31 protein-coding genes are annotated in these 24,418 nt (G+C 37.5%); 15 read left to right on the top strand and 16 right to left on the bottom strand.

Annotated elements, in window-relative coordinates; genetic code table 11:
• Nucleotides 1-59: 59 nt before the first annotated feature.
• Both IR022_RS01440 and IR022_RS01435 read left to right on the top strand, forming a co-directional pair.
• The gene (locus IR022_RS01440) at nucleotides 60-1,103 is read left to right on the top strand and encodes a DUF4421 domain-containing protein (RefSeq protein ID WP_194202342.1); all 1,044 of its coding nucleotides are present in this window, start codon (nucleotides 60-62) and stop codon (nucleotides 1,101-1,103) included.
• 16 nt (nucleotides 1,104-1,119) lie between these two features.
• Nucleotides 1,120-1,725 carry a hypothetical protein gene (locus tag IR022_RS01435; RefSeq protein WP_194202341.1) on the top strand — a complete coding sequence of 202 codons (606 nt, stop codon included), beginning with the start codon at nucleotides 1,120-1,122 and terminating at the stop codon, nucleotides 1,723-1,725.
• Nucleotides 1,726-1,811: 86 nt separating this feature from the next.
• Here IR022_RS01435 and IR022_RS01430 read toward each other — a convergent pair whose 3' ends face one another.
• Complete coding sequence (locus IR022_RS01430; protein ID WP_194202340.1) at nucleotides 1,812-2,150, bottom strand: YegP family protein; 339 nt, start codon at nucleotides 2,148-2,150, stop codon at nucleotides 1,812-1,814.
• Between the two features lie 184 nt (nucleotides 2,151-2,334).
• Between IR022_RS01430 and IR022_RS01425 the strand changes: the two genes are divergently transcribed.
• Together IR022_RS01425 and IR022_RS01420 are read left to right on the top strand one after the other, a co-directional pair.
• Nucleotides 2,335-2,994: a hypothetical protein gene (locus IR022_RS01425; protein ID WP_194202339.1), complete on the top strand. Its 660-nt coding sequence runs from the start codon at nucleotides 2,335-2,337 to the stop codon at nucleotides 2,992-2,994.
• A 191-nt stretch (nucleotides 2,995-3,185) separates the two neighbouring features.
• Nucleotides 3,186-3,707 carry a DUF2867 domain-containing protein gene (locus IR022_RS01420; RefSeq protein WP_194202338.1) on the top strand — a complete coding sequence of 174 codons (522 nt, stop codon included), beginning with the start codon at nucleotides 3,186-3,188 and terminating at the stop codon, nucleotides 3,705-3,707.
• Nucleotides 3,708-3,709: 2 nt separating this feature from the next.
• Here the strand turns inward: IR022_RS01420 and IR022_RS01415 are convergent, their stop codons facing one another.
• The 7 genes from IR022_RS01415 to IR022_RS01385 all read right to left on the bottom strand — a co-directional run bounded on the left by IR022_RS01415 (nucleotide 3,710) and on the right by IR022_RS01385 (nucleotide 8,823).
• Nucleotides 3,710-4,723, bottom strand: coding sequence for an AI-2E family transporter (locus tag IR022_RS01415; protein WP_194202337.1), 1,014 nt, complete (start codon nucleotides 4,721-4,723; stop codon nucleotides 3,710-3,712).
• A gap of 128 nt (nucleotides 4,724-4,851) precedes the next feature.
• Entirely contained in the window at nucleotides 4,852-5,472 is a 621-nt protein-coding gene (locus tag IR022_RS01410) for a chloramphenicol acetyltransferase (protein WP_050711357.1), read from the bottom strand.
• Nucleotides 5,469-6,161, bottom strand: coding sequence for an HAD family hydrolase (locus tag IR022_RS01405; protein WP_050711358.1), 693 nt, complete (start codon nucleotides 6,159-6,161; stop codon nucleotides 5,469-5,471). The genes IR022_RS01410 and IR022_RS01405 overlap by 4 nt, the downstream gene beginning before the upstream one ends.
• Before the next feature lie 41 nt (nucleotides 6,162-6,202).
• The gene (locus IR022_RS01400; RefSeq protein ID WP_157258368.1) at nucleotides 6,203-6,361 is read right to left on the bottom strand and encodes a hypothetical protein; all 159 of its coding nucleotides are present in this window, start codon (nucleotides 6,359-6,361) and stop codon (nucleotides 6,203-6,205) included.
• An 89-nt stretch (nucleotides 6,362-6,450) separates the two neighbouring features.
• A complete protein-coding gene (locus tag IR022_RS01395; RefSeq protein ID WP_194202336.1) occupies nucleotides 6,451-7,236 on the bottom strand; it encodes a glycoside hydrolase family 16 protein in 786 nt (261 codons plus the stop codon).
• A 133-nt stretch (nucleotides 7,237-7,369) separates the two neighbouring features.
• Nucleotides 7,370-8,095, bottom strand: a complete 726-nt coding sequence (locus IR022_RS01390; RefSeq protein ID WP_050711360.1) for a head GIN domain-containing protein — start codon at nucleotides 8,093-8,095, stop codon at nucleotides 7,370-7,372.
• Nucleotides 8,096-8,109: 14 nt separating this feature from the next.
• Entirely contained in the window at nucleotides 8,110-8,823 is a 714-nt protein-coding gene (locus IR022_RS01385; RefSeq protein ID WP_194202335.1) for a histidine phosphatase family protein, read from the bottom strand.
• A gap of 338 nt (nucleotides 8,824-9,161) precedes the next feature.
• On the opposite strand from IR022_RS01385, the gene IR022_RS01380 reads away from it, so the two are divergent.
• Together IR022_RS01380 and IR022_RS01375 are read left to right on the top strand one after the other, a co-directional pair.
• Nucleotides 9,162-9,461, top strand: a complete 300-nt coding sequence (locus IR022_RS01380; RefSeq protein WP_050711362.1) for a hypothetical protein — start codon at nucleotides 9,162-9,164, stop codon at nucleotides 9,459-9,461.
• Between the two features lie 44 nt (nucleotides 9,462-9,505).
• Nucleotides 9,506-9,892, top strand: coding sequence for a VOC family protein (locus IR022_RS01375; RefSeq protein WP_194202334.1), 387 nt, complete (start codon nucleotides 9,506-9,508; stop codon nucleotides 9,890-9,892).
• Between the two features lie 35 nt (nucleotides 9,893-9,927).
• On the opposite strand, the gene IR022_RS01370 is transcribed toward IR022_RS01375, so the two are convergent.
• The 6 genes from IR022_RS01370 to IR022_RS01345 all read right to left on the bottom strand — a co-directional run bounded on the left by IR022_RS01370 (nucleotide 9,928) and on the right by IR022_RS01345 (nucleotide 16,603).
• Nucleotides 9,928-10,782: a hypothetical protein gene (locus IR022_RS01370; RefSeq protein ID WP_194202333.1), complete on the bottom strand. Its 855-nt coding sequence runs from the start codon at nucleotides 10,780-10,782 to the stop codon at nucleotides 9,928-9,930.
• A 63-nt stretch (nucleotides 10,783-10,845) separates the two neighbouring features.
• Entirely contained in the window at nucleotides 10,846-11,787 is a 942-nt protein-coding gene (locus IR022_RS01365; protein WP_194202332.1) for a hypothetical protein, read from the bottom strand.
• Between the two features lie 104 nt (nucleotides 11,788-11,891).
• Nucleotides 11,892-12,857 carry a hypothetical protein gene (locus IR022_RS01360; protein ID WP_194202331.1) on the bottom strand — a complete coding sequence of 322 codons (966 nt, stop codon included), beginning with the start codon at nucleotides 12,855-12,857 and terminating at the stop codon, nucleotides 11,892-11,894.
• Nucleotides 12,858-13,372: 515 nt separating this feature from the next.
• Complete coding sequence (locus IR022_RS01355; protein WP_194202330.1) at nucleotides 13,373-14,023, bottom strand: NAD(P)-dependent oxidoreductase; 651 nt, start codon at nucleotides 14,021-14,023, stop codon at nucleotides 13,373-13,375.
• A gap of 290 nt (nucleotides 14,024-14,313) precedes the next feature.
• Nucleotides 14,314-15,135, bottom strand: a complete 822-nt coding sequence (locus tag IR022_RS01350; RefSeq protein ID WP_194202329.1) for an AraC family transcriptional regulator — start codon at nucleotides 15,133-15,135, stop codon at nucleotides 14,314-14,316.
• A gap of 52 nt (nucleotides 15,136-15,187) precedes the next feature.
• On the bottom strand, nucleotides 15,188-16,603 hold the full coding sequence (locus IR022_RS01345) for an aldehyde dehydrogenase family protein (RefSeq protein ID WP_194202328.1): 1,416 nt from the start codon (nucleotides 16,601-16,603) through the stop codon (nucleotides 15,188-15,190).
• Nucleotides 16,604-16,639: 36 nt separating this feature from the next.
• On the opposite strand from IR022_RS01345, the gene IR022_RS20155 reads away from it, so the two are divergent.
• Nucleotides 16,640-16,774, top strand: a complete 135-nt coding sequence (locus IR022_RS20155; RefSeq protein WP_255349830.1) for a hypothetical protein — start codon at nucleotides 16,640-16,642, stop codon at nucleotides 16,772-16,774.
• Between the two features lie 76 nt (nucleotides 16,775-16,850).
• Here IR022_RS20155 and IR022_RS01340 read toward each other — a convergent pair whose 3' ends face one another.
• On the bottom strand, nucleotides 16,851-17,264 hold the full coding sequence (locus IR022_RS01340) for a DUF5856 family protein (protein ID WP_050710186.1): 414 nt from the start codon (nucleotides 17,262-17,264) through the stop codon (nucleotides 16,851-16,853).
• Nucleotides 17,265-17,718: 454 nt separating this feature from the next.
• Here IR022_RS01340 and IR022_RS01335 point away from each other — a divergent pair, with 454 nt between their 5' ends.
• The 3 genes from IR022_RS01335 to IR022_RS01325 all read left to right on the top strand — a co-directional run bounded on the left by IR022_RS01335 (nucleotide 17,719) and on the right by IR022_RS01325 (nucleotide 19,112).
• The gene (locus IR022_RS01335; RefSeq protein WP_050710187.1) at nucleotides 17,719-18,255 is read left to right on the top strand and encodes a DUF4251 domain-containing protein; all 537 of its coding nucleotides are present in this window, start codon (nucleotides 17,719-17,721) and stop codon (nucleotides 18,253-18,255) included.
• A 187-nt stretch (nucleotides 18,256-18,442) separates the two neighbouring features.
• Nucleotides 18,443-18,871 carry a GNAT family N-acetyltransferase gene (locus IR022_RS01330; protein ID WP_194202327.1) on the top strand — a complete coding sequence of 143 codons (429 nt, stop codon included), beginning with the start codon at nucleotides 18,443-18,445 and terminating at the stop codon, nucleotides 18,869-18,871.
• Between the two features lie 25 nt (nucleotides 18,872-18,896).
• Nucleotides 18,897-19,112 (top strand): hypothetical protein, encoded by a 216-nt coding sequence (locus tag IR022_RS01325; protein WP_050710189.1) that lies wholly within the window; start codon nucleotides 18,897-18,899, stop codon nucleotides 19,110-19,112.
• Nucleotides 19,113-19,127: 15 nt separating this feature from the next.
• On the opposite strand, the gene IR022_RS01320 is transcribed toward IR022_RS01325, so the two are convergent.
• Nucleotides 19,128-19,997: a patatin family protein gene (locus tag IR022_RS01320; protein WP_050710190.1), complete on the bottom strand. Its 870-nt coding sequence runs from the start codon at nucleotides 19,995-19,997 to the stop codon at nucleotides 19,128-19,130.
• A gap of 236 nt (nucleotides 19,998-20,233) precedes the next feature.
• On the opposite strand from IR022_RS01320, the gene IR022_RS01315 reads away from it, so the two are divergent.
• From IR022_RS01315 to IR022_RS01300, 5 genes are all read left to right on the top strand, one after another.
• Complete coding sequence (locus IR022_RS01315; RefSeq protein WP_194202326.1) at nucleotides 20,234-21,025, top strand: SDR family oxidoreductase; 792 nt, start codon at nucleotides 20,234-20,236, stop codon at nucleotides 21,023-21,025.
• A gap of 97 nt (nucleotides 21,026-21,122) precedes the next feature.
• Nucleotides 21,123-21,248, top strand: coding sequence for a hypothetical protein (locus tag IR022_RS20150; RefSeq protein ID WP_255349831.1), 126 nt, complete (start codon nucleotides 21,123-21,125; stop codon nucleotides 21,246-21,248).
• Between the two features lie 420 nt (nucleotides 21,249-21,668).
• On the top strand, nucleotides 21,669-22,289 hold the full coding sequence (locus IR022_RS01310) for a DUF4230 domain-containing protein (protein WP_194202325.1): 621 nt from the start codon (nucleotides 21,669-21,671) through the stop codon (nucleotides 22,287-22,289).
• A gap of 137 nt (nucleotides 22,290-22,426) precedes the next feature.
• Nucleotides 22,427-23,002 (top strand): phosphatase PAP2 family protein, encoded by a 576-nt coding sequence (locus IR022_RS01305; protein WP_082204154.1) that lies wholly within the window; start codon nucleotides 22,427-22,429, stop codon nucleotides 23,000-23,002.
• Complete coding sequence (locus tag IR022_RS01300) at nucleotides 23,002-24,408, top strand: WG repeat-containing protein (protein WP_194202324.1); 1,407 nt, start codon at nucleotides 23,002-23,004, stop codon at nucleotides 24,406-24,408. Before IR022_RS01305 ends, IR022_RS01300 begins: the two co-directional genes overlap by 1 nt.
• The last annotated feature ends 10 nt before the right edge of the window (nucleotides 24,409-24,418 follow it).

Here is a 24,418-nt window from a genome sequence, read left to right as displayed (position 1 = left end):
AAAACTCTTTATTCTTCATTTATTAATATTTATTACCTCTACACTAAAAATGTTTATCTTTGGCGCTCATTCAATATGCAGGTAATGTAATGAGGAATACTATTTCCCCAATGAAAACTCTAATTAGTAATTTTTCTGCCCGATTCATTAGTTTCTTACTTTTGATTGGTTTGTATCAAAGCGCATCTATTGCACAGATAGATAGCCTGTACATTGTTCCTTTCGAGCAGAAATTCTCTATACAAACATCTGTTTCAAGTAAGTTTCTTAGCCTATCGCAGGAATACGAGGCCAAATCGATGCGCAATTTTTCTTTGGTACCCAATACTCCCGTGAATATAGGACTGGGCTTTACCTGGAAAAACTTAAGTATGAGCGGATCTTACGGCTTTCAGTTTTTGAGAGATAAGAGTAAAGGCAGAACTAAATCGTTCGATTTTCAATACCATTACTATGCCCGAAAATTTGTAATTGATCTCTTTCTGCAAAACTATCGGGGTTATAATAAAGTATATGAAGACGATGAAGAAAATTATATCAGAGCTTCCGATGTACAAATAACTCAATACGGTGCACATGGGATGTATGTATTCAACAACAAAAAATTCTCATACAAAGCAGCTTATAACCTCAGCGAAAAACAAATAAAATCGGCAGGAGGTTTCCTTTTAGGAGGTAGTGTCTTCCAGAGCCGAATCCGCTCCGACAGTACTTTGACTGCTGTTTTGCCTAATAACCAAAAACAGTTCGACAATTTTCAAGTTGGCGTTAGTGGCGGCTATGGCTATACGTGGGTCATCAAGAAGCACTATTTTGTTGCAGGCTCTATGACGGTGGGTGTAAATGTGGGTGCTGAAAGAATAGATCGCTTCGGAAAACAAAAACTAGAAGTATATCCCAATTTATTTCCGAGAGCATCTGCGGGATACCATGCACACGACTGGTCTATTGGAGTATCGGTTCTGGCAAACAGGATATCGGTACAAATGTCGGAAGAGGCAAGCACAATGCTCACCTCGGGAACTCTACAATTGACTTTCGTCAAACGATTCAACAGCCATCCTAAAATATTAAATATACTGCCTAAAAACATTATCAAATAACTCAATCTTTCATAAAATGAAAACTCATTACCTTATATTTATCACTCTATTTCTATTGGCTGTAACAAGTTGTAACAACAAACAGAAAAAAAGCAACACAGTTGAGCCAGAAACCGAAATGGCAGAACCTAAAGGCAATATAAGTAGTATCTCCGTTCTGTATTACAATTACATCGTAGAAGCAGAATCAGCCGTTAATCCCAATGATATCCAATTAAATATACCACAGTTCGATAAAGATCGTAAAGGGGTATTAGATGCCACCATAAACGACTCTATAAGAATAAGTAAGCTAAAGAGCAGAATAGATTCGCTACACGCTGCACCTCAGCCATCGCCCATCGATGCCCGACTGGTGGCAATAATCAATTATGAGAATGGAACGCAAGATCAGCTATGCGTTGGTGGAAAGTATGTAAATAAAATCTTCTTAAACGGTGTTGAACAACAAACCGATAATCAATTGCTATTTCTTCTGAAAAATTACATCGGCTTTTATCCGTGGATGATTGGTGACGATATGTATGCCATGCAAGAGTTGCAGGATGCATCTTTTCCTAAAGGTCCATTTATTTCGACACCCTATTACGAGGCTTATCAAACAGCACTCAACAACAGATAATTGTCAAAAGGCATAAAAAAAAGAAAAGGCAATCTTTATACAAGACTACCCCTCTCCCAATTTAGATATATTAGTTAGGTCGGTATTTAAATCTCAATAGAAAGATCGGCTATTGTTGCTTCGGGAACATTCTTTTTTACCGATTCTATTCCTTTTTCTCTACCTGCCTCACTTTCGTACATTTGACTGGAGCCAATAATCTGTCCGTTTGTTGCTTTCAGATTAAAATAATATTTTTTATTGGCAGCCTCTTTTCTATCATAATGAGCATCCTCTGTTGCATTTTTCTTTACAGAGTCAATACCATTCTGGCAATTTGCTTTTGTTGTATATCCTTCGCTCGTTAAAACCACTTGTCCGTTACCAGCCTTAAGATTAAACTGGAACTCTCCGTTCTTTCTCTTTACTATCTCAAACTTTCCCATATCTATTGGTCGCTTTTATATTTATATTAGTATTATGGTTCTTATGTAGGTTAAACACCCATCTCTTAATTTATGTTCATTGCATTAACATAGTACCCATTTTCATTCTTTACAAAAACTAAAAATTGATTATTATTTGATTTATTACTATTTTTGGAAAAATTTAATCACTAATAAAAACACTATGTACAAATTAACGGCAGGGCTTGCCTTATTGTTTGTTTTTCTTTTTTCATGTAACTACCAATCTCCTCAGGAAAAAGCAGAAAGAGAGAAGTTTATAGCCGATAGTCTGAGGCTCGAAAAGATAAGAACCGATAGCCTGAGCTTAATTGCTTTTGGTGATCTAAAGTTCGGAATGACATGGGAGGAAGTCAAAAACTCAAAAGTAGGTATAGAAAGTGAACTAACCGGAGAACATTATTTTAACCCAATCTACATTGTTACAGTTAAAGTTAATGGAGATGAATTTCAATTTGAAGGTTATCTGGCCAACGATTCTCTTTATAGAGTACAACTTAAAACATTTCCCTCACCAGCAGGCAACTTAAACGGATCATTGAAAGAAAAAACGGAGAGACTGAGTGAGGCATTTACCGAAAAATACGGAAAACCGGTATATGAACGTCCATTTCCCCGCATTACAGATTTGAGACCTGACGGATTCACAACTGTTGCCAGATGGAAAATCGGAGAGAAAACAATAGATATTAGTATTTCGGCTTATCGCCACGAATATATAATATATTGTATAATCGAAAACAATATATACGCTGCCATAGCCGAAAGGGAGGAATTAAAGAAAGAGGAAGAGAAAAAAGCCACATACATAAATCCGCTATAAACAACGCAAATAGTATTTTGGTGTTGATAACAAAGCACAGAACAGTCCGAACAAGAACCAGTGTCTTTAAGTTCGGGCTTTTTATATTCATAAGAGCTTGTTTAATTTTCGAGAAATAAAATTATTCAGACCATGAACAGAGCCTTACATCTAACTATTTTATACCTTTAAAGGAAAAGTAAATAAGGAGCATGAAAATAAGGAAATCGCACATACAGCAGGCTGATCTTATCTATAAATACCTGCCAGCCAATTACACCGAATGTCTTCAATGTAACTTTAGCAGCCAGAAAAAAGTATCTGCCGACGATATTATGGTGGCATTTTGGACAGTTCCTCCCAAATGGGTAGACAATCTTTTCGATCTGCGCGATCTATTGGTGAAACCTTTTGGCATACAAGGAGGGAACAAGGGCAGCCGACACGAACTGGAGAAGAGCATACGAACAGGAGGTACTCACAAATTTATGAGCATAGCCGACAAATCGGACGAAGAAACCATATTATGTGCCAACGATAAGCATTTGGTTATGTATCTGTCTATTAAAGTAAAAGAACTTAACGAGAGAGATAAAGATGTTACTGTATCTACTCTGGTTAAGTTCCATAATTTATTAGGAAGGGCGTATTTCTCAATTATATATCCGTTTCATTGCATCATCGTACGAAGTATGCTGAAATCGGTTCTAAAGAAATTCGAGAATCAACCCTAACCTTATTTCGGGTCATCAATATAATCTCGTTTAAACATATCGAAGCACAGAAGGAATAACGATAGCAACAAGGGTCCGAATATCACACCCCAGAAGCCAAACAGAGATAATCCGAGTATCACCCCGAAAATGGTCACCATAGGATGCGTATCGGCAAGTTTCTTCTGTAAAAGAAAACGTACCAGATTATCTACATTCGAGATTACAACCAGTGCATAAATAGCAAGACCAATTCCACCCGCCCAATCTCCCGTCAAAGCGAGGTAGGCTGCCAATGGAAACCATATTAAAGCAGTACCTATAAGTGGTAGTATGGTAGCGAAACAAGTAAGAAAACCGAAAATAACGGGATCGGGTGTTCCAAAAATCAAGTAACCGATCATCGCTATAAAACCTTGTATCAAAGCCAAAAGTGGAATTCCAATAGCATTGGAAGTAACCATTACTTTGGCTGATTTTATCACGTCCTTTTTATTCTTATTCCTGAAAGGCAATATATCATATACGTACGATTCCATACGCTTACCGCCCAACAGCATAAAATACAACACAAACAGAAGTACAAACGAATTGATAAGGAAAGAACTTACCTGACCTACTAACATCTGTACAATACCTGTAATATTAGAAGTAATCATAGTCAGATTCTCACCACTCAGTAGATCGTAACCTGTTTTTTGCTGAATAAGATCTATCAGGTGCTGAATGGTTTTGATGAGTACACTAGGCTCTAGATTAACTGATTGCAATCGGTTTACAAGAAGCCATATAACAAAAAAAGCAGGCACCAGAAAGATCAAGGATACCTCGACCAAAATAATGGTTGCCGCAATACTTCTACGCATTTTTTTTGTTTCCGACAGATACGACATTTGCCTGCGTACAAGCACATATACAGTACAAGCCCCCAAAACTCCGCTTAAAAAAGGCAGAGTTTCCTTAAATACTATTCCACCCAAGATGATGATGATAATCAACAACGAGTATTTCCAATATTGCTCTTTAAAGTCGCTCATGCTACTAATTAATAAATTATGTGATATATTTTGTTCATCTCAATTCAGTAGAATAGTTACTATAGCTTATTTAATCAAAAGATTTCTAAAGATTATCGTAACCACTACGAATAAACATATCAAAGGCACTAATCGTTCATCAGTTTCTGAAATTCATCAATATATTGTCCGATATGAGCGCCATCCACCAATGCGTGATGCACATGAATAGACACTGGCATAGATAGTTTACCATCAACCTCCGTCATTTTGCCAAATGATATTTTAGGACAACTATCTTCTCTCGAAAAATTACGGGCATGCGATAGCGATGTAAAGTTAATCCAAGGTACAGCCGAATAATGAATGGCATTCACTGCTGCACAAAAATCCATAGAAGTGCTATTTCGCACCTCATCTACCACCTTAGAAGCCTCAGCAACAAAAAGGTTGTAATCTTCGTGAAATTCCATGTGGCTGAATCCGAATGTACCGTTAGGCCGATCGATCGTAGCCTCAGGATCAACCTTATCATACAGATAGACATCGTTTCCCTCTATACGATAGCGAAGAGCTTCTACGCTATTGACGGCGCATGTAGATTTGTGCAGATAGTAAAGGAAGAAAGAAGTTTTAAGCTCCTTTGCCTTTCGGTACGCCTTTGTACAATCTATATTAACACAAACACCGTAAAACGGCTCATCAAAGTTCTTGAAAAATAAGTAATGGCCTTTTCTAACCCAATTTTCTATATCCAGTTTCTGTTTCATCGTATCAAGTATGGTAATATTTCGGTTATCTTATCTATTCGCACCAAGTTGGGATGTATCACCTTATCCTCCAATTTTTCGTGTGCCCATGTACTGTGAAAAGGTACATAAGCAGCATATCCGTCTAATTCTAAAACGGGTACAATATCCGATTTCAGGGAGTTACCTATCATCAGGAAGTTTTCGGGTTTACAATCCAGATTCTTGAATAGTTTGCGGTAATCTTTCCGTTGCTTATCGCTCATTATTTCAATATGATGAAAATAATGTTCTAAGCCCGAAGCACTAAGTTTTCGCTCCTGATCCAGCAGATCGCCCTTAGTAACTACTACCAGTCTGTACCTTCCACTAAGCATCTTCATAACCTCATCCACACCATCGAGTAGTTCTATTGGCTTCAACAATATTTCTTTACCTAAATCTAATATTTGCTGAATAACCTCCGGCTTGATTTTGTAATCCGATATTTTGAGAGCAGCCTCTACCATCGATAGGGTAAAGGCTTTTACTCCAAAGCCATAGATTGGCATGTTATTTATCTCTATCTTAAGCAGTTCTTCCGAAATTTGCTCATACGGCAAATGCTCTTCCAGAAGTTCACGAAAACGATACTCCGTTTCGTCAAAATAAGTTTGATTTACCCAAAGGGTATCATCCGCATCAAATGCGATAGTATCAATATGTTTCATTCTATATTCGTTCGTCGATGATGCTTTATCATCGAGAGTTATCAATTAATATTCAACCAAACAAATACGCCTATAAAAATGAAGAAGATAACCAGTCCGTACCAAAAACAACCATCGTTGCCTTTTTTATCGCCACTTCCATCTCTCGATGGAGTCAGCAAGTCGCCTAATATATCTCCCAAGAACTCTAATAAGCCCATTCAATACAAGTTAGTTGTTATACATACAAATATAGAAACTTTAGAAAAGATATCCGATAAGCCAAACCTAAAAAGGTCTAAGACCTTGCTTATTGCTTCTGATAGAAACGCACCCAATCTATTTTCATATCAACGGGCAAATCTTTAGGGTCTACACCCCCTACCCAACTTCCGCCAAGCTGCATATCAATCAGCAAGAAGAAATCATCATCAAACGGATATTGACCTTCTTTGTCTGTCTCAATACGAGGATAGGCAAAAGTGCGGCTATCGTTCACAAAAAACACCAGACTATCGGCATTTATTTCAAGCGCATATATATTGTAGTCGTTTCTGTTCAGTAAGTTTGTGCCTCCATTTACAGGATTGTCTTTTATTTCGAGATCATACGTATAATGAGTATGTACTGTTTGATAAACAATACTGTCAAAATTGAGATGTTCCATTATATCTATTTCGCCACCCATAGGCCATCCTTCATTCTGAGACAGCATCCATATAGCAGGCCATGCTCCTGTGGCTTCGCCCAGCTTGGCTCTAATCTCTATACGACCGTTTTTGAAACTTACTTTGTCCTTTGTCCAGACACCACCCGTTAAAAAAGGTACTGTATCCGATTGAAGATCGTTATTCACGATACCTTTCAAGACCAAATTACCATCCTTCATTTCATAACACGAGTCGGAAAAACTCATATAGTTCTGCCAATCGGCTGTACCTCTCGGTATACGGCTCCAACGCGAAGTATCGAGCGTAGTTCCATCAAAATTTTCTTCCCACACCAATTGCCAGCCCTCCTTTTTGGGAGCAGTGCAATACGTTGTGGAAAACAAGATACATGCTAGTACGGAAAAAATTAATAAAGACTTTTTCATAGTATTCGATTTTAAATAAAAAATATTCAAGGTTTTAACAAAGATATAATTTTTAATAAAGAATACCTATACAAACAACAAAAGAGCATCCTAAGACGCTCTTTTATAGTATATGTAATATTTCCGGATCGGTTTATTGAAGCACTTTCAACACACCTGCACCTTTTATATTGTTCTTGGTTATTTGAGGATTTCCTTTGTAAGCAATTGTACCTTTTCCTTTTATTTCGGCACTCAATTTGTCTAAAACATTGATTTCGATATTGCCACTGCCTCTTATTATCGATTCCATTTCGTTAACCGCCAAATCTGATGCTTTGACATCTCCACTTCCCGAAATATCGATCTTTGCTTTATGAACCTGTCCCGACATATCCATGTTGCCTGCACCTCTCAATTGAAATTCGGCTTTATCATAAACCAGATTATCTGCTTTAAAATTGCCCGTACCTTTCATTTCGATTTTAAGCTCATCGCCTGCAACTGCTCCTTGAAGAGTAATATTAGATGCTCCCTTGCTCTCCACATATTTCAAGCTGGGCGAATTGGTATATATCACAAATCGGCTTGGGTTAATGCTTTCTTTAGCCTTTACGGTAAGCGAGCGACCTTTTACCTTCACATCTATAAGCGGAATAATATTATCATCGGCTTCGATACGTAAATATGCCGCCTCATCGGGTTTTGCATTATATACGATATCGATGGCTCCCTCTACTTTTATTTCGCTGTAAATTTCGATCGGCACTTCGTGACTTATTACGTTACCATCGCCCTGAACGGGTTTACCTTTACATGATGCTAATGCCAAAACAGCTATGCAACAGATGTAAGTAAGTGCATGTATTGATTTTTTCATACGCTATATATATTTTATTTTTTCACTTCCAGGCTTCTGCCTGCATGTACATAACTCATATCACCCATCGATTGTACGTCGAATTTTCCGTCACGATAAGTAACTTTACATACAGCAGCATTTTCGAGATGCCCTTTCAGTAATTCTTTGCCTCCTAAACTCTGCAACATACAAATAATACTCATACCATGAGCTATTACAAGCACATTTTTATCTTTACCATCAGCAGTTTCTTTAGCAGCAACTTCGCGCAAAGCCGACTGAGAACGTGTTTCTACTTGTTCGAAAGTTTCGGCAAGTCCCATATGATCTAGTTTGCTTATCACATCAAGAGCCTCTTTGTTAGATATTTTTCCGTGAAATACATCACGATACATATCTTCCATCTTCACATATTGTAGAAAAAGGGCAACATTACCCCACATCTTTGTATTAAAATCGGACTCGAAACTACCGAAGCATGCTTCACGAAATCCGTAAACTTCATTTATAGGTAAATCGGTTTGTCCTTGTTGACCCAATACTACCTCTGCAGTTTGACGGGTACGGCGCAAATCGCTCGAATAAACGGCATCCAAACGAATATCGCGCAAGCCTGCACCCAAGAACTGAGCCACCTCTATTCCTTCGGGCGTAAGAGGCGAATCGCACCATCCTTGTACACGATCGAGCGTATTTAGTAATGTTTTACCATGTCGGGCAATATAGAATGTAATTGTAGAACTCATAATCAATATATAATTTAAAAAGAATAGCTCTCTCTTTGAGATTTGAAACTTTGAATAACAAGGCACAAAGGTAACGCTTTTTGTCGGGCACGAAAAGAACAAATTAAATAAACAACCATATCTTTACTTATACTTATCTTTATCGTAAAGTTATCCGTATTCATATAAAACGGTATAAAAATACAGAAGAGCAATAAGTTTTATAATAGACAAACATCTAATTAATAAAACACTTTCTTATATTAGCATCGAAAAAATGGTGAATGGGATAATACCTCATTTGCCCGACTCAAAACAAACAGTTGTCGTTATAAAAACAGTAAACAGCATCTTATAAAATGGGAAAGAAAGTATTCGGCATTGTTACTTCAATAGCAATGGTACTAAGCCTTACGGTAGCAGTACTCGGCATTATAGGCATTACAATGACGGGAGTTTATCCCGGAGTTATCATATTATCATTAATTGCTCTGATACCAATTGCTTCTAAGTTTTATGCTAAAAAGATCACAAGTAAACCTCTTGGTTTTCAGAAGAATTACTACATAGCCCTCACAATTCTAAATTTGCTATCAATTCTAGTTGTCTTATGGATGACATTTGTAATTGTACATGACCGTATTCTTCAGGACTGTTGATGTTTCTGAAATCGTCGGGACTAATTTAAAATAGAAAAAGAGAAATGAAATTTTCGCATATACATCACGTAGCCATTATCTGCTCAGACTACCCACAGTCTAAGGACTTTTACACACGTATTCTGGGATTCGAAATCATTCACGAAACGTATCGTGCCGACCGCCAATCATACAAACTAGATTTGAGGATAGACAACAATTCGCAAATCGAATTATTCTCATTTCCCGATGCCCCCAAACGTCCGTCCTATCCCGAAGCACAAGGTTTGAGGCATCTCGCATTCAGTGTCGATAATATAGAAAAAGCCATTGATCACCTCAACAGCTTTAGCATAGAAACCGAACCTATCCGCACTGACGAAATTACGGGCAAACGGTTTACATTCTTTTCCGACCCCGATGGTTTACCTCTCGAATTGTACGAAATATAATTCCAAACAATTAGAGATTTTACAGTAAGAGAAGATTAAAGTTTCCAGTAAATCATCGTAGTCTTAGCTATATTCTGACCAGGAGCCGCCTTCAGCGTCCAACTCCTTTTACTATAATCAATAGGGCCAGTATCCACACCATATTTAGAGAGTTTAAACGTAATAGCATCTCCAACATTGACAGAGGCTCCTAATGTTACAGAATAAGATATGGGCTGTTTATTAATAAATGCCGGAGTATTCATTTCCGCAAAGTCAATTAGTACATCATTCACATACAACCAAATATAAAATATACCTCTAACTGCTTCGGGACTATCGTTACTTGTAGAACCATACAATCTGAAAGAAAAAGCATACGAACCCGATTCATATATATTAATACTGCCAAAATCCATATCTTCGGCACCTACCTGAGTCGAAGAGTTCAGATTGAGTCGTGTTGTAACATCGCTCTGTAAATCTTTAAGAGTGAGGCTTTCGCCCAACGACGAAATTAATATTAAATGCCATTCTCCTCCTTCAAAATAATACAAACCGGGAACAACCCGATTATTCATACTTCCACCTGAAACTGTATTATATACAAACATTCCATCTATCGGATTGGGCACCGTAGCCAGATCATTTGTACCACTCAGCGCAACATTGTTTGTCATAAAAGCCTTATCATTAGCACCCAACTCTAATTGAGTACGCGTATCAGAGGCAGGTAATACACCTATGCCCACATTTGCTTGTCCTTCATTATCGAGCCTTACCAAAAAGTCGTCCTGGTTTTGCACAAGACTTGGAACGCCTGTTATCGAGTTATTACCCGAAGCATCAATATGAAAAAGAGATTGTGGATTCTCCGTATTAATACCAATCTGAGCATTTATTTCTAACACACAAAACGCTAAAAAACATATAATTAATCTCAATTTATTCATCTCTATTCATTTACTATACAATTATATTTTCCAATATATTAATGAGGTTTTCGCAGCCTTTAGCGGTGCAGAGTATAACACCCATTGGAGGTTAGCCCTATAACCTAATTTAAATATTATTTTATCTCCCACATTAGCACTACAGCCCAGCGTTACGGTATACGTCATAGCATTAGAACCCGCAGCACCAATACCAACACCGGAGGGATAGGTGGGAACATTTATCCGAACGTAGCTTTCTACCGTTTCGGCAGAAGTAATGCCATCTTTACGGATCAAATAAATATAAAAATCTGTTTTTTCCATTTCTGAAGAAGCCGCCAAATACAATACACGCCCATAGAGACGTAACGAAAATGCAAAGCCGCCTGTTCTATCAATCACAATATCATTTCCAAAATTGAGAGGTAATGCTCCCACAGGTGGTAAAGCAGGATCAGAGGTTATCAAAGTAGACTCCAGATTTTCCTCTAAATCGCGCATACTAAGAGTCATACCATTATAATCTTTCGTTTCGATACGAAACCAAGCCTGTCCATTAAAATAATATAGCCCCGGAACCACATTATCGGGATAAGCTCCAGCGGTAGCCGTATTAAGAACCATCATTCCTTCTGTAGGATTAAGTACCGTTGTTTTATCTAAAACCGAAGTCAAAGCAACTCTGTTATACACAAATGCTCTGTTAGGAGCACCCAATTCGAGTTGAGTGTTATTCAAAGCCGAGGGTATTGTACCTATATCCACATTTACACCGCCCTTGTCATCCGATTTAACAACAAAGTCATCAAGCTGTTGAAGTGCCGAAGGTGTATCCGTTGATGGGTTATTGCCTTGCCCGTCAATATAAAATATAGATAAGGGGGTTTTAGAATTTATTCCGACCTGAGCAGGCAAAAATGCACAGCCCATAAGAGTGCAGATAAAATACGTTGTTAGTTTTCGTGTTATTAGTTTATTCATTTTTTGATCATACTTAGTGAAATAAAAGTATTTAACGGTATACTACCGATTTACAACAGCTTATATCTATTATACTTCTCAATACAATAAAAAATTTACAACAGCTATAATTTCCAATACATAAGAGTAGTCATATCCTTAGCTAAAGTCCATACACGTGGTATAGTTCCTCCATGCCCTACCCTAATCTGAATATTATCGCCCACTTTGGCTATACACCCCAATGTTATCGAAGTAGTTACATTTTCGCCGGTAGCATATACAGGCAAAGTTATTTCGGCATAGTCGGCTACTGTATACGCAGCATCATTAAACCGCTTACGCATAATATAAAGATGGTAGGTTGCCCCCATCAAAAACTGAGTATGCGTATCTGTAGTTCCACTCAGCTGGAATGTATAAGCATACGAACCCGATTCGTAAATGGTAAGGTCTCCAAAATCTAACACCGAAGATGTTGCGTAATTAATTACCGATGACGCTTTGGTAGCAACATTAGCTTTAAGACCCAATGTTTTTACAAAGCGAGAATAGGCTGTAGTAGAAAGCCTTACCCACGATGCACCATCATACATATAATATCCCGGAGTAACGTTGGCAGGCACAGTTCCCGCTTCCGCAGTATTGTAAACAATCATACTTTTACGGGGATTAGCAACTGTCGTTTGATCGTACAACCCTGTCAAAGGAACCCTATTGGGCAAAAAGGCTTTGTTGGGAGAATCTAAAGACAGCGATGCACCCAACTTAGGCATTCCACCAATAGAAACATTTATACCACCGTTATTACTTGCAATCATAATCACATCGTCCCGCAATTCAGCATCAGTAGGAGATGCACTTGTATTGCCTTTTCCATCGAGGTGAAACACTCCCAACGGCACTTTGGTGTTTATGCCTACTTGAGCATTTAGCAAGCCTACCAATAGCAAACAAGATATAAACAAGAACATTTTTCTCATTACTATTTTCTTTTTATCTGTTTTAGTTAGTTTATTTTCATTTATCGAAGTGAGAAAAGGCAATGACATGTAATCGCTACATACCATTGCCTGACATAGTTGTGCCATAGATAAGCTTACAATTCGTGCCGATTTTGAACGACAACAAAAAAACAAATCTGTTACACGATAAACATTATCGACAAAACTATAAATATATTTATTGGGGAAATTATTCGAGTACGGGCTCCACGAGTCTAAAAGACGCAAAAAATTCAGAAGAAAAAGACTTCCCTCTGAAAAAACAATAAAGAATGGATTTTGTAAATGTAGATAGGTATTAGTTAACTCTCTCTCTCTCTCTCTCTCTCTCTCTCTCTCTCTCTCTCTCTCTCTCTAATTTTTTGACAGACATATCCAAACCTAAACAGTTAAAATTTAGATTCTTAAGCGAAAATATGTTTGTTAAATTTATTCTCATTTCTGATGTAAAGAGCTATTATACAGAGGCAAATATAAGGAATATTTTCGACTAACAAACTTTTCAGTTAAAATTAAAAACCAAAAAGTGCATACCAACATTACTGTCCGATACACACTTTAAATTATCCATAATAAGCTAATCTATAGCAAAATAAACGATCTTAATATCCTATTGTAAAGCGTTCGCGATGATGCTTTGGAGCATCCAATTCGTCTAACATGGCTTTAGCATAATCTTCTACCGATATTTTACTGTTACCTTTTTCATCTACAATCAGATCGTTCTTTCCGAGGCGATATTTAGTCGTCCTTTCACCCGGTTCTATTGTACCTGCGGGAGAGAAGAACACCCAATCCAACTGTTTCTCGGGTAATAAATAATCAGTCAACACCTTAGCCAACGATTCTACTCCCGGTTTAATAGCATCGGGAATAATACCCGATTGCAATACCGTTTTGCCCGGTGCAACGAACAAACTGCCTGCCCCACCTACAATTTGCAAACGTGATACTCCGGCACTCTTTACGGCATCTATAATCGATCGGTATCCTTTAAGCGTATCGTCGTAAATATTAGGATTGCTCCACCCCGGATTGTATGCACTTATAACTGCATCAGCTCCTTTGACAACCTCTGCCAGCTTTTTCACATCGGTTACATCTGCCTTAATTAGTTGAAGATGTTTGTTTTCAACCTTTACTTTTTCAGGGTGACGTACAATTGCTTTTACAGCATATCCTCTATCCAAAGCTTCCTTTAAAAGGGCTGATCCTACAAAACCGCTAGCTCCTATCAATACAATATTTTTCATAATCAATACATTTAAGTAATACGAAATATTTAGAGTTTGTTTAAATCGTAACTAACTAATAATATTACATTTAGAAACAATAACAAAAAGGTCTGTAACCTTAATAAGTTTATGCTATGTTTTAATAGAACAACTCACACCGAAAAATGGATAAACCGCAACTTGCTTTTAAACAAATCTTAACATTACAAAAACACTCTAAAACAGATACTTCATGTCAAAAAAAAGTTGACCTCTTCCGAAGAAGAGGCCAACTGTATCTAACTTATTATTACAATCTTTGCTATTTATCAAATATCGCCCATCTTGGCTACCTGCGAGGGATTGTGTCCAAAGAGTTGTTTAAAGGCATAGGAAAAATGCGACAAGTCTTCGAAACCCACATCCAGATAAACATCCGAAGGTTGCCTTCCTTTTTCTTTAATCAGATAATAGGCTTCACGCAATCTTTGCTGAATAAGCCATCGACTTGGTGTTGTGTGGAATATCTTTTCGAAATCGCGTTTAAAAGTACTGAGGCTTCTACCCGTCAGATAAGCAAAACGGCTCAACTGTACATTGAAATGAAAATTCTTCAACATAAAGGCTTCAATATCAATCTTACCGGGATCGTCAAAATCAAATAGAATATCTTTCAGTTCGGGATTTATTTTCAACAATAACTGAACCGCCTCTTTTACTTTTGTTTCCATTATTGCCTTTTGCTCCTCTTCGGGCAATTGCAAATAAACACCCAGCGAATCGATATAACTTTTGTAGAGCAAATGATCGCTCAGCGTTATTATCGAATCTGAAATATCAGCAGGCTTTGTGGCTTTAATATTCAACTCCTTACTTAGCTTTCTCAATGTTTCCTGATCAAGATATATCGAAATTATCCTAAACTCGCCATCCACAGGTGGTTCTTTTACAAACTTGGCAAGTTTATTTCTACGATACAGACGCAAATCGCCTTCTTCCAAAACATAGGTTTTCTTACCGTCATCTACCGTTAAGGTACCTGATATCTGAAAACTAAGTACATGCTCGGGGATAAACTGTTCGCCCTCTCTACTCCTTGAGAAGTAGCAGGTTTGAAGAATTTTAGGATTACTTTGGCTACATGCGTCCATAAAGAAATGTATTTTGAATTGAGAAAAATTAAGTATCAAATATAAACTAAAATCAGCTCAGAATAGTTTTTACTTCTAAATATTCTTCTAAACCATATTCACCAAACTCGCGTCCGATACCCGATTGCTTTACTCCACCAAAAGGAGCCAACGCTTCGTGTTTAAAACCATTTACAGCCACCGTTCCGGCTTCCAACTTAGTTGCCACCTCGTATGCTTTCGCCTCATCTGTACCTTGTACATAAGCCGCCAAACCGTAAGTAGTATCATTGGCTATCTCGATAGCATCGTCCAGAGTTTTATAGGCAATTACAGAAAGTACAGGACCGAATATTTCTTCACGAGCTATACGCATCTGGTTGTTTACATTTACAAATACGGTCGGTTTCACAAAATTCCCACTTTCGAGACCTTCGGGATGACCTACTCCACCAACCAGAACTTCAGCACCTTCCTCTATTCCTATTTTAATATAGTTCTGCACTCTATCGTATTGCTTTTTGCTTACCATAGGACCAATATTAGAACTTGCATCCGAGGGATTACCCACTTTGATATGAGCCATAGAACTTTTGATAACATCCTTTACCTCATCCAGCTTAGACTCGGGTACTAAAAGACGTGTAGCTGCTATACAAGCCTGCCCACTATTCATGTACGCCAGACCTAACGATTGAGGAATGGCAACCGACAAATCGGCATCTTCCATAATTATATTAGCAGATTTTCCACCTAATTCTAAAGTGATTCTTTTGATAGTTTCGGCTCCATCGCGTGCTATGGTTTTGCCCACTATGGTAGAACCCGTAAAAGAAATCTTAGCAATATCGGAACTCTTGGTTATTTCGGCTCCCACTACATTTCCGAAACCATTCACAATATTAAATACTCCTTTGGGCAAGCCTACTTCGTGCAGACACTCGGTTATCAACTGAGTTTGCATAGCGCTCATTTCGCTGGGTTTGATAACCGCAGTACATCCTGCTGCAATAGCGGTGGATAGTTTGGTGCAGATAAAACCATTATTGGAGTTCCAAGGAGTAATAATACCTACAACGCCTACGGGATTGAGCATAACGTTGGCGCTGCCTGCCTTTTTATTGAATTCGAAGTTTTTCAAGATTTCGATATTGCTCGTAATAGACGAGATAGCAAATTCAAAAGCTAATGTAGAAAATTGAAGTGCACCTCCATATTCCAATACCATAATATCAATAAGTTCTTGTTTACGCTTCAATACAGCCGCATACATTTTCTCGAGATACGCAATTCTATCCTCTTTAGATGTTTTAGAGAATGTTTTAAAAGCCTCTTTAGCCGCTGCAATAGCTCGTTGAGTATCGGTAGCATCGCCCAATGTTACCTTTCCCAATAGTTCTTGGTTAGATGGGTTTATCAAATCGAATGTTTCAGTTCCGTTTGGTTTTACAAACTCGCCATTGATGTAAATTTCGTTTATAAGTTTCATTGCTTTATTGTTTTAATATTATTATCAATTATTTCAATGACAAAATTACAACCGAATACAGAATACGATTTTGTTGAAACGTTCAATCTTTCTTTGTTGAAACGTTCAAAAACAGAAACAATCATTACTAAACGAATCTACGGCAAAGAAATACTTCATCAACAGGCATAAAAAAAACAATTGACCACCTCCTAAAAGGCAGCCAACTGTTTATAACTAAATAATCGAAACTAATTAAAGTCTCTTCTTATTGTAATCTTTTCAATCTGTAAAGCATTTGTTGAAGCGCTTCATGATAATCATCAATGATAGCTTGTGTAAATGCTTCTGAGAAGTATTCGCGAGCTTCTTCAACTACATCATAAAATCCACATGCGTGGTTTACAATATCAGTTGGGATTTTTGTTTCTGGAATAACAATATTGATATCGCCAGCCATAGCATATGTAGTTTCAACTAAACGGTCAGTAGCTTCGTAAAGACCTTCTAATGCTTGGTCTAATGCAATATGTTTAGCATAACTACCAACACCAGTTACATGCCAGTGATATAATTTAAGACTATTGTTGAAAGAAACAATTTTACCTAAAAATGCACCTACTTCAGCAACAGAACCTTTAAGTCCTTTTGCTGCTTTTTGTTTTGCTGTTGCAGTACTCATAATTCTACTATTTTAATTTGTTTATATTTGTTACCTATAAAACGTTCTGCAAAGAGATTTGTTCAGAAAAAAAGCATATCATTTGTTAAATTTCTAATATTGTTGATAGCAGAAAAAGACTCAAAGACTATACCTCATTCACTCGCAAATATTTATCAACGAACCCTCGAAAACAGCTAAGTTTTCAATAAAGTTATACGATCTATAAATAATGATTCCTCTCTTTTCGATATAAGCAAAGTAATAAAATTCTTTTGAATTATCAAAACAAAACAGACAAAAGAATACCTTGTTTTTAAGTAAATCGACCTATTCAGTCACCCTTTAAACACATACTTATGTTAATTGAAATATTCACACTTTTTTTAGTGAAAATATATAAACTTTTTATCCTCTTATTTGTTTTAAGTGGATGATAACACAATGATAAAATTACAATCTAAATTATACAATTATGAGAACAATATTATTTTTATTAACCTCAATTACATTGTTTCTTTCAGGATGTTCAACAACAAAAGATCCCGTAGCAGCAGCTGTTAAAGACGCCGAACAACAAATGCGGTACGACATGGCAGTACAAGCCATAACCGATCGTCAATTTGTACTCGAAGCCGATCGTATAACTTTCAAATACGGACAGAATGCTTATGTATCTCCTCATACCAACTTTATCTCTATGGATGGCGACAGAGCAACCATTCAACTGGCATTTAACTCGCCCTATGCAGGTCCTAACGGAATGGGAGGTATAACTGTGGAGGGAGCAGTTTCTAACGTGAAAATGAAAACCGATAAAAAAGGGAATGTTACTTATAGTATGAATGTAATGGGTACAGGGCTTTCTGCCATGGTTACCTTTAGCTTAACTGCAGGTACCAACCAATGCTCGGCACGTGTAACTCCTAATTTTAATAGCAGAGTAATAACCTTCACCGGTTATGTTTACAGTAAAGATGACTCGAACGTATATAAAGGTAGATCGTTGTAAGTAATTATCTATCGAAATAATAAAATACATCCTGAAAAGGTTCTTACAAAAAATCCAGTACTTAGTATTGGATTTTTGTTATTTTTGTCCTCTCGATAAGTTCGGTAATCTGAACATATTAGTTGACGAAGCTGATTAAACAGCCTGCAAAACATTAAACAGACTCTCAGTTATAAGAAAAGCCGTTATGCCGATAAGAAGAGCCAACATAGAAGACAGTGAAGCCATTAGAGAAATGCTCCGACAATTGGGCTATCCGCTGACTAACGAATTTATCAGAGCCAAACTCACACTTTTGCTTGATAGTAAGAACGACGAAATATGTGTATATGAGGACAATGGTAAAGTTATTGGCTTTCTTACCCTTCATATTTCTGTACAATTGACTTTTGAACATAATTTCTGCGAAATTGGATACTTTGTTGTAGATCAGAATGTACGCAGCAAGGGTGTAGGTAAACAACTGGAAGAAGCAGCGTGTAAAATAGCTCTCGAAAAAGGTTGCGACCGCATAGAGGTATTTAGCATGGAACATCGTGCCGACGCTCATCGCTTTTACGAACGCCAAGGATATAGCCACATTCAGAAGAAATTCGAAAAAATATTAGATAAATAATAATCATACAATAGCACACATCATTATGGAAGACCCATTTAACTCAATCTATTATATTTTACTTATTTATACCATCCCATGCGTACTTATCACTCTGGCAGGTATAGTTGTAACCGTAATAGGCTATGGCAAAGAGCACAAAAACCTGAAACTTGCAGGCATAGTTGTAACCTTACTGGGGGCTAAGCTGGTAGTTCTTATAGCATTATTCGCTCTATATATGAGGTTTATAATGTCATAACCCACACATAAAATTTTACATATATTGCTCTAAAAGCAACTTAGCACAATCGTATCCGTGATCATAAAAATGATTCAATACATTTGTGTCCTTCTCTATCCTGTTGATAGTCATAGGTTCAATGGGTCGTACTACAATAGCCTTACCCTCTCTTTCTAGTTGCTCTACACGTGCTAATTGGTGGTTGTATATCTCATTTCGGCGATTAATGGCATGACGCATTTCTGGATATTTTTTATAAAAAAATGACGGTAGTTTCAAACCATCCGTCTTTTTACGATAACCCGCATTGCGAGTCAATATAACCAACATCTTATCATAGCCTTTCGCCAAACATCTATCTACCGGTATCGAATCGCACACACCTCCATCCAACATGGGAGTGCCATCTACATAGCATACAGGAGAGAAAAGAGGCATACTGCTCGATGCTCTCAAAATTTGTAAAAGTCGGTCGTGATCCGAATATTCTTCAAGATACTCAGCCTCGCCCGTAAGACAACTGCTGACAATCATCTCGAAACAGATTCCTGCAGAAGCATACGCATCGAAATCGAAAGGCAGTATTCGGTTCGGAAAATCGTCAAATAAGAGATCGAAGTCCAACAAGTTCCCCTTTTTCAGATAATGCTTGAAACCTATATATTGAAATTTATCCAACAATTCGATATTACTATATCGTGCTCTGCCACGCTGCCCCGAAACATACGATGCTCCGTTACATGCACCTGCCGACACACCTACTACATAAGGAAAACGAATGTTATTATCCATCATCCAATCGAGCACACCACAGGTAAAAACACCTCTCAATGCACCGCCCTCCAGCACAAGTCCCATGTGGCTTGTATCTAGTTTTACTGATTCTAATTCTTTTGTTTTCATAGAGAGAATAATCACAAAAATACTAAATCCGCAGCGAAGCCAACCACCAATAACAGTATAAAATACACAATATATAGGTCATTTCATTTAAAATAATACTATTGGAAGATTCACTAAGTAAGCTAAAAAAAAATACAGAGGCGTATTATTTTATTCTGTATCTTTAGTAATTCTATCATCCGTTTTAAGCAGAAAAAAAGGTAGTAGACCGTAATGAACTTAATTTTAGACAAATTATGAATATAGATTTGACAGGTAAAAGAGCATTAGTTTGCGGAGGTTCTGAGGGTATAGGCTTTGCATCCGCCAAGCTATTGGCAGAAGCCGGGGCTTCGGTAACATTATTAGCCCGCAACAAACAATCGTTGGAGCAGGCTTACAATCAGCTAGCCAAACAAAACTCGTCTCAGGAACATAGTTATATTGTAGCCGATCTTTCAGACCCAACTGCTTCGGCACATACCATTACAGAATATATAGAGAAGAACGGCAATTTCGATATACTCATCAATAACTCAGGAGGTCCCTCACCTGCCCCACTTCTCGATGAGAAACCCGAAAAGCTATTAGCAACATTCAATCAGCATATAATAACTGCACAGCTTTTTGCTCAGATAATAGTGCCTCATATGAAAGCTCAGAAATGGGGACGTATTATAAATATAATATCTACCTCCATCAAAACACCCATACCGTCATTGGGAGTATCCAACACCATACGGGGAGCAATGGCATCGTGGAGCAAAACAATGGCAGGAGAGCTTGCACCCGACGGCATCACCGTAAACAATATACTACCCGGCAGTACCGACACGGGACGTATTGCATCCATTATAAGCGCCGATGCAAAAAAAACGGGCAAAAGCGAAGCCGAAGTGAGAGCTATACGCGAGGCACAAATTCCGATGAAACGCATAGGCAAGCCGGAAGAAGTAGCAGCAGGAGTTCTCTTTCTGGCATCCAAAGAAGCATCTTATATAACAGGCATTAACCTACCGATAGACGGAGGAAGTACACCCTGTTTATAATAAATTCAGAAAAAAAGGGAGGAAACAATTCAACACAAAGAATATATATTCCTTTTTTTGTATCTTTACAACAATGATGTTTCAATAATTACGAATTATGGATAAAAAAACAGCTCTATTACTGGTTACGGTAGCAGTTGCGGCAAGTTCGGCTGCACTTGTAGTATATGCCTTGAAAAAGAAACAAGCAAATAAAAAGAAAATAGCCATTCATTTCATTTAAGTATTGTGAAACATGAAGCTTCAAACGATTAAACCGACAAAGCTTTAACAACACACTCGCTTAAACAAATAAAAGGAATAAATACCTTTAGTATATTACCTTGTATTTAAAATATACAAAATACAAAAGAGCCTCGTTCAAATTGAACGAGGCTCTTTTGTTATACTTCCCATAAAGTTTCTATAAATGATTGGCAGATACTGAATAATCATTAATTTTCACTAGAAATAGTTGGGGAGATAAACCTCGATTCGTTTTTTTGTATCTTTGAGCCGATTTAGGTCTAAGATATTTTATAGATTTGGTGTAGTGTGAACCTATACGCTCATCCATAGAGGACAGACAGATAGGTCTCTCCCTGCGAATCGAAACATAGCAATATAGATATCTCACATAACTTATATGAACTAAACGTTGTTTATGAACAAAAAACAGATTCCTTTAATACTACTTATTATATTATTAGGACTTATTGCCCTCATTATATATCTTCTTAAATCGGAGACGAAAGCAGAAGAACGTACCATTGTATCTCATGCAATTGTAGTGCAGCAAATAGAGGAAATGGGTAAACTGGAAGTTGTAAAATACAACATTCAAGATATGATGGAATACGAAAAGGTTCGCAAATGGCTTCCCAATTCGAGAGCAACACTAAAAATTGTAGGTGAAGTGATAGGTTGTGTAGACCTCACTCTGATAAACGAAAACGACATTGTAACGAAAGGCGACTCGGTTAGCCTCATGTTACCTATGCCCGAAATATGCCATTACAAAATAGACCATTCGCGATCGCGCATATACAATGTGGAGTATGGTTTGTGGGAAACATCGGAACTGGTAGAAGACGCCTACAAAAAAGCCGAAGATCAAATCTATCAGCAAGCACAAAGCATGGGGATAGAAAAAGAAAGTCGCGAGAATACAATAAAGGTACTTACACCTATACTCAGAGGAATGGGTTTTACCAAGATATACATCGGATTTAAATCGCCCGACGGACGTTCTAATTCCGAGCAATCAAAAATAAGACTCAACTAAAGTATCAAATCCGTTTCTGAGTTAAGCCATTAAATAATATAAACAGTGTTGCTTCTCACCGCTATAACAATCTCTTATTGTTAGACTTGACCAAGTAACAAGAAGGTCTCAGACCTTAAATAAGTTTCGCCCGATATATGCTGCAAATAACATTCCCCGCATGGGACAGAGAACTCTTTCTCTACCTCAACAGTAAACATACACCATGGCTCGACCCCATTATGTATCTAATAAGCACATACACAGTATGGGCACTCGTGTGTATATCTATTATTGTATTCATGGTATACCGAGACCGTATAATGGGACAACGTGCAGCCGTGTTTATGCTTATGGGAATTGCCATTAACAGCATTACCAACAATATAATTAAGGTACTGATTATGCGTCCGCGCCCATCACACGAGTTAGATCTCCAAGATATCATTCATCAATTGGGCGATCCCGATAATCATTACAGCTTCTTTTCGGCTCATTCATCCAATTCGATATGTCTGGCATTATTTTCGACCCTATATTTCAAGAATAAGTATTACGGAATCGTTATTTTTGCGTGGGCAATGACCGTTGCATATAGCCGTATCTATATAGGCAAACATTATCCTATTGATATTGTATGCGGAATATTATTCGGACTGCTCAGCGGATGGTTCTCTGATTGGTTATATCAGAAATACCGCCACAAAAAACTTAATGGGGCTAATATCGTATAATGAAGAAAACTTTGACTCTCTTTTATTTACTCCTTATAGTTGCTTGCGTTAACGCTCAAAGCAATTATAAATATGCCGTGGTAAATAAAAAAGGCGAAGTTATAGTTCCTCTGGGCTACGAAAAGATAGACGTTTTCAAAAACGGACTCGCCAAAGTAACCAAGAAAGACAAAGTAGGAATCATCAATACTACGGGTAAAGAAGTTGTACCCTGTCTGTATGATGAGATTAAAGACTTTGAGGATGAAATGGCAATAGTATCGAAAGGAAATCGCTTTGGAGTTATAAATACAGCCAATGACACCATTATACCCATCAAGCAAATATCGGTAACCAATTATTACAAAGGAACTTTTTTGGTATACGACAATTACCTCTTTGGCGTTATAGACTCTACCGGAAAAGTAACCGTCCCCTTCACCAAATCCATAGGCTTGCCCTATTCTGGCGGAAAAGGCTATATCATAACCACTCGTATGGATAAGAGCGAGCAAAAGATTATTGACCGACACAACAACGAAATATACTCCTTTCCAGGTCACAGAGTGCGCGATATGAACGATGGCTACCTTGGCATCTGGGAGAAAAAAGCAACCGATCAGGCATCCATATACCTCAACCTCAAATCGCCCACACCATACGTCACCTATAAAATAGTAGACATAGAGGGAAACGTAATAAACCCATCACTTACGATAGAACAAAATCAATTCTTCAACGGAGGCTTTTCCAGAATATCGGAAGATCGCAAAGTAGGAGTTATAGACATACAAGGTCGTCTGAGAGTACCTTGCCTATACAGTCGCATCTTCGATTTTAAAGATGGTTATGCAAAAGTAAAGCAGGATACTACCTTCTTATACGGATTGAATAGATACGGAATAGTAAACGACAGAGGAGATATTATCGTACCATGTATATACGATGGCTTAGGCGAACTGAAGGAAAACCGAATGGTAGCCTTTCTCAATCAAAAATATGGCTTCTTGAACAGACAAGGGCAAGCAGTTATTTCTTTTAATTTCGATCTGGCTCAAGATTTCGAAAATGGATACGCCATTGTCTCTAAGAACAACAAATACGGGGTAATTGGTATAGATGGCAAAATAGTAATTCCACTTATCTACGAACAAATAAAAAGGATCGACAATGCTCTTTTCGCTGCAAGCAAAAATCTCAAATGGGGTATTATAGATACAAAGGGACAAACTCAAGTAGAGTTTACATATAAGTCAATCATGCAACTATCCGATTCGGAATACGTAGCAGTTCAACAAGATAATTATTGGGGAGTAATAAACAAACAAGGACAACAAATTCTACCCATTACTTACAACGAAATAGTATCCTACTCGGAAGGTATGTTTGTAGTAAGCTTCTATCCATCTAATTTTAAGGAAGAATAAGTAAAAACAC

It is taken from the genome of Dysgonomonas sp. GY617, assembly GCF_015233815.1.
Taxonomy (GTDB): Bacteria; Bacteroidota; Bacteroidia; order Bacteroidales; family Dysgonomonadaceae; genus Dysgonomonas_A.
Note: the sequence above shows the minus strand (reverse complement) of the source record. Positions and strands in the feature narration are given on the sequence as shown.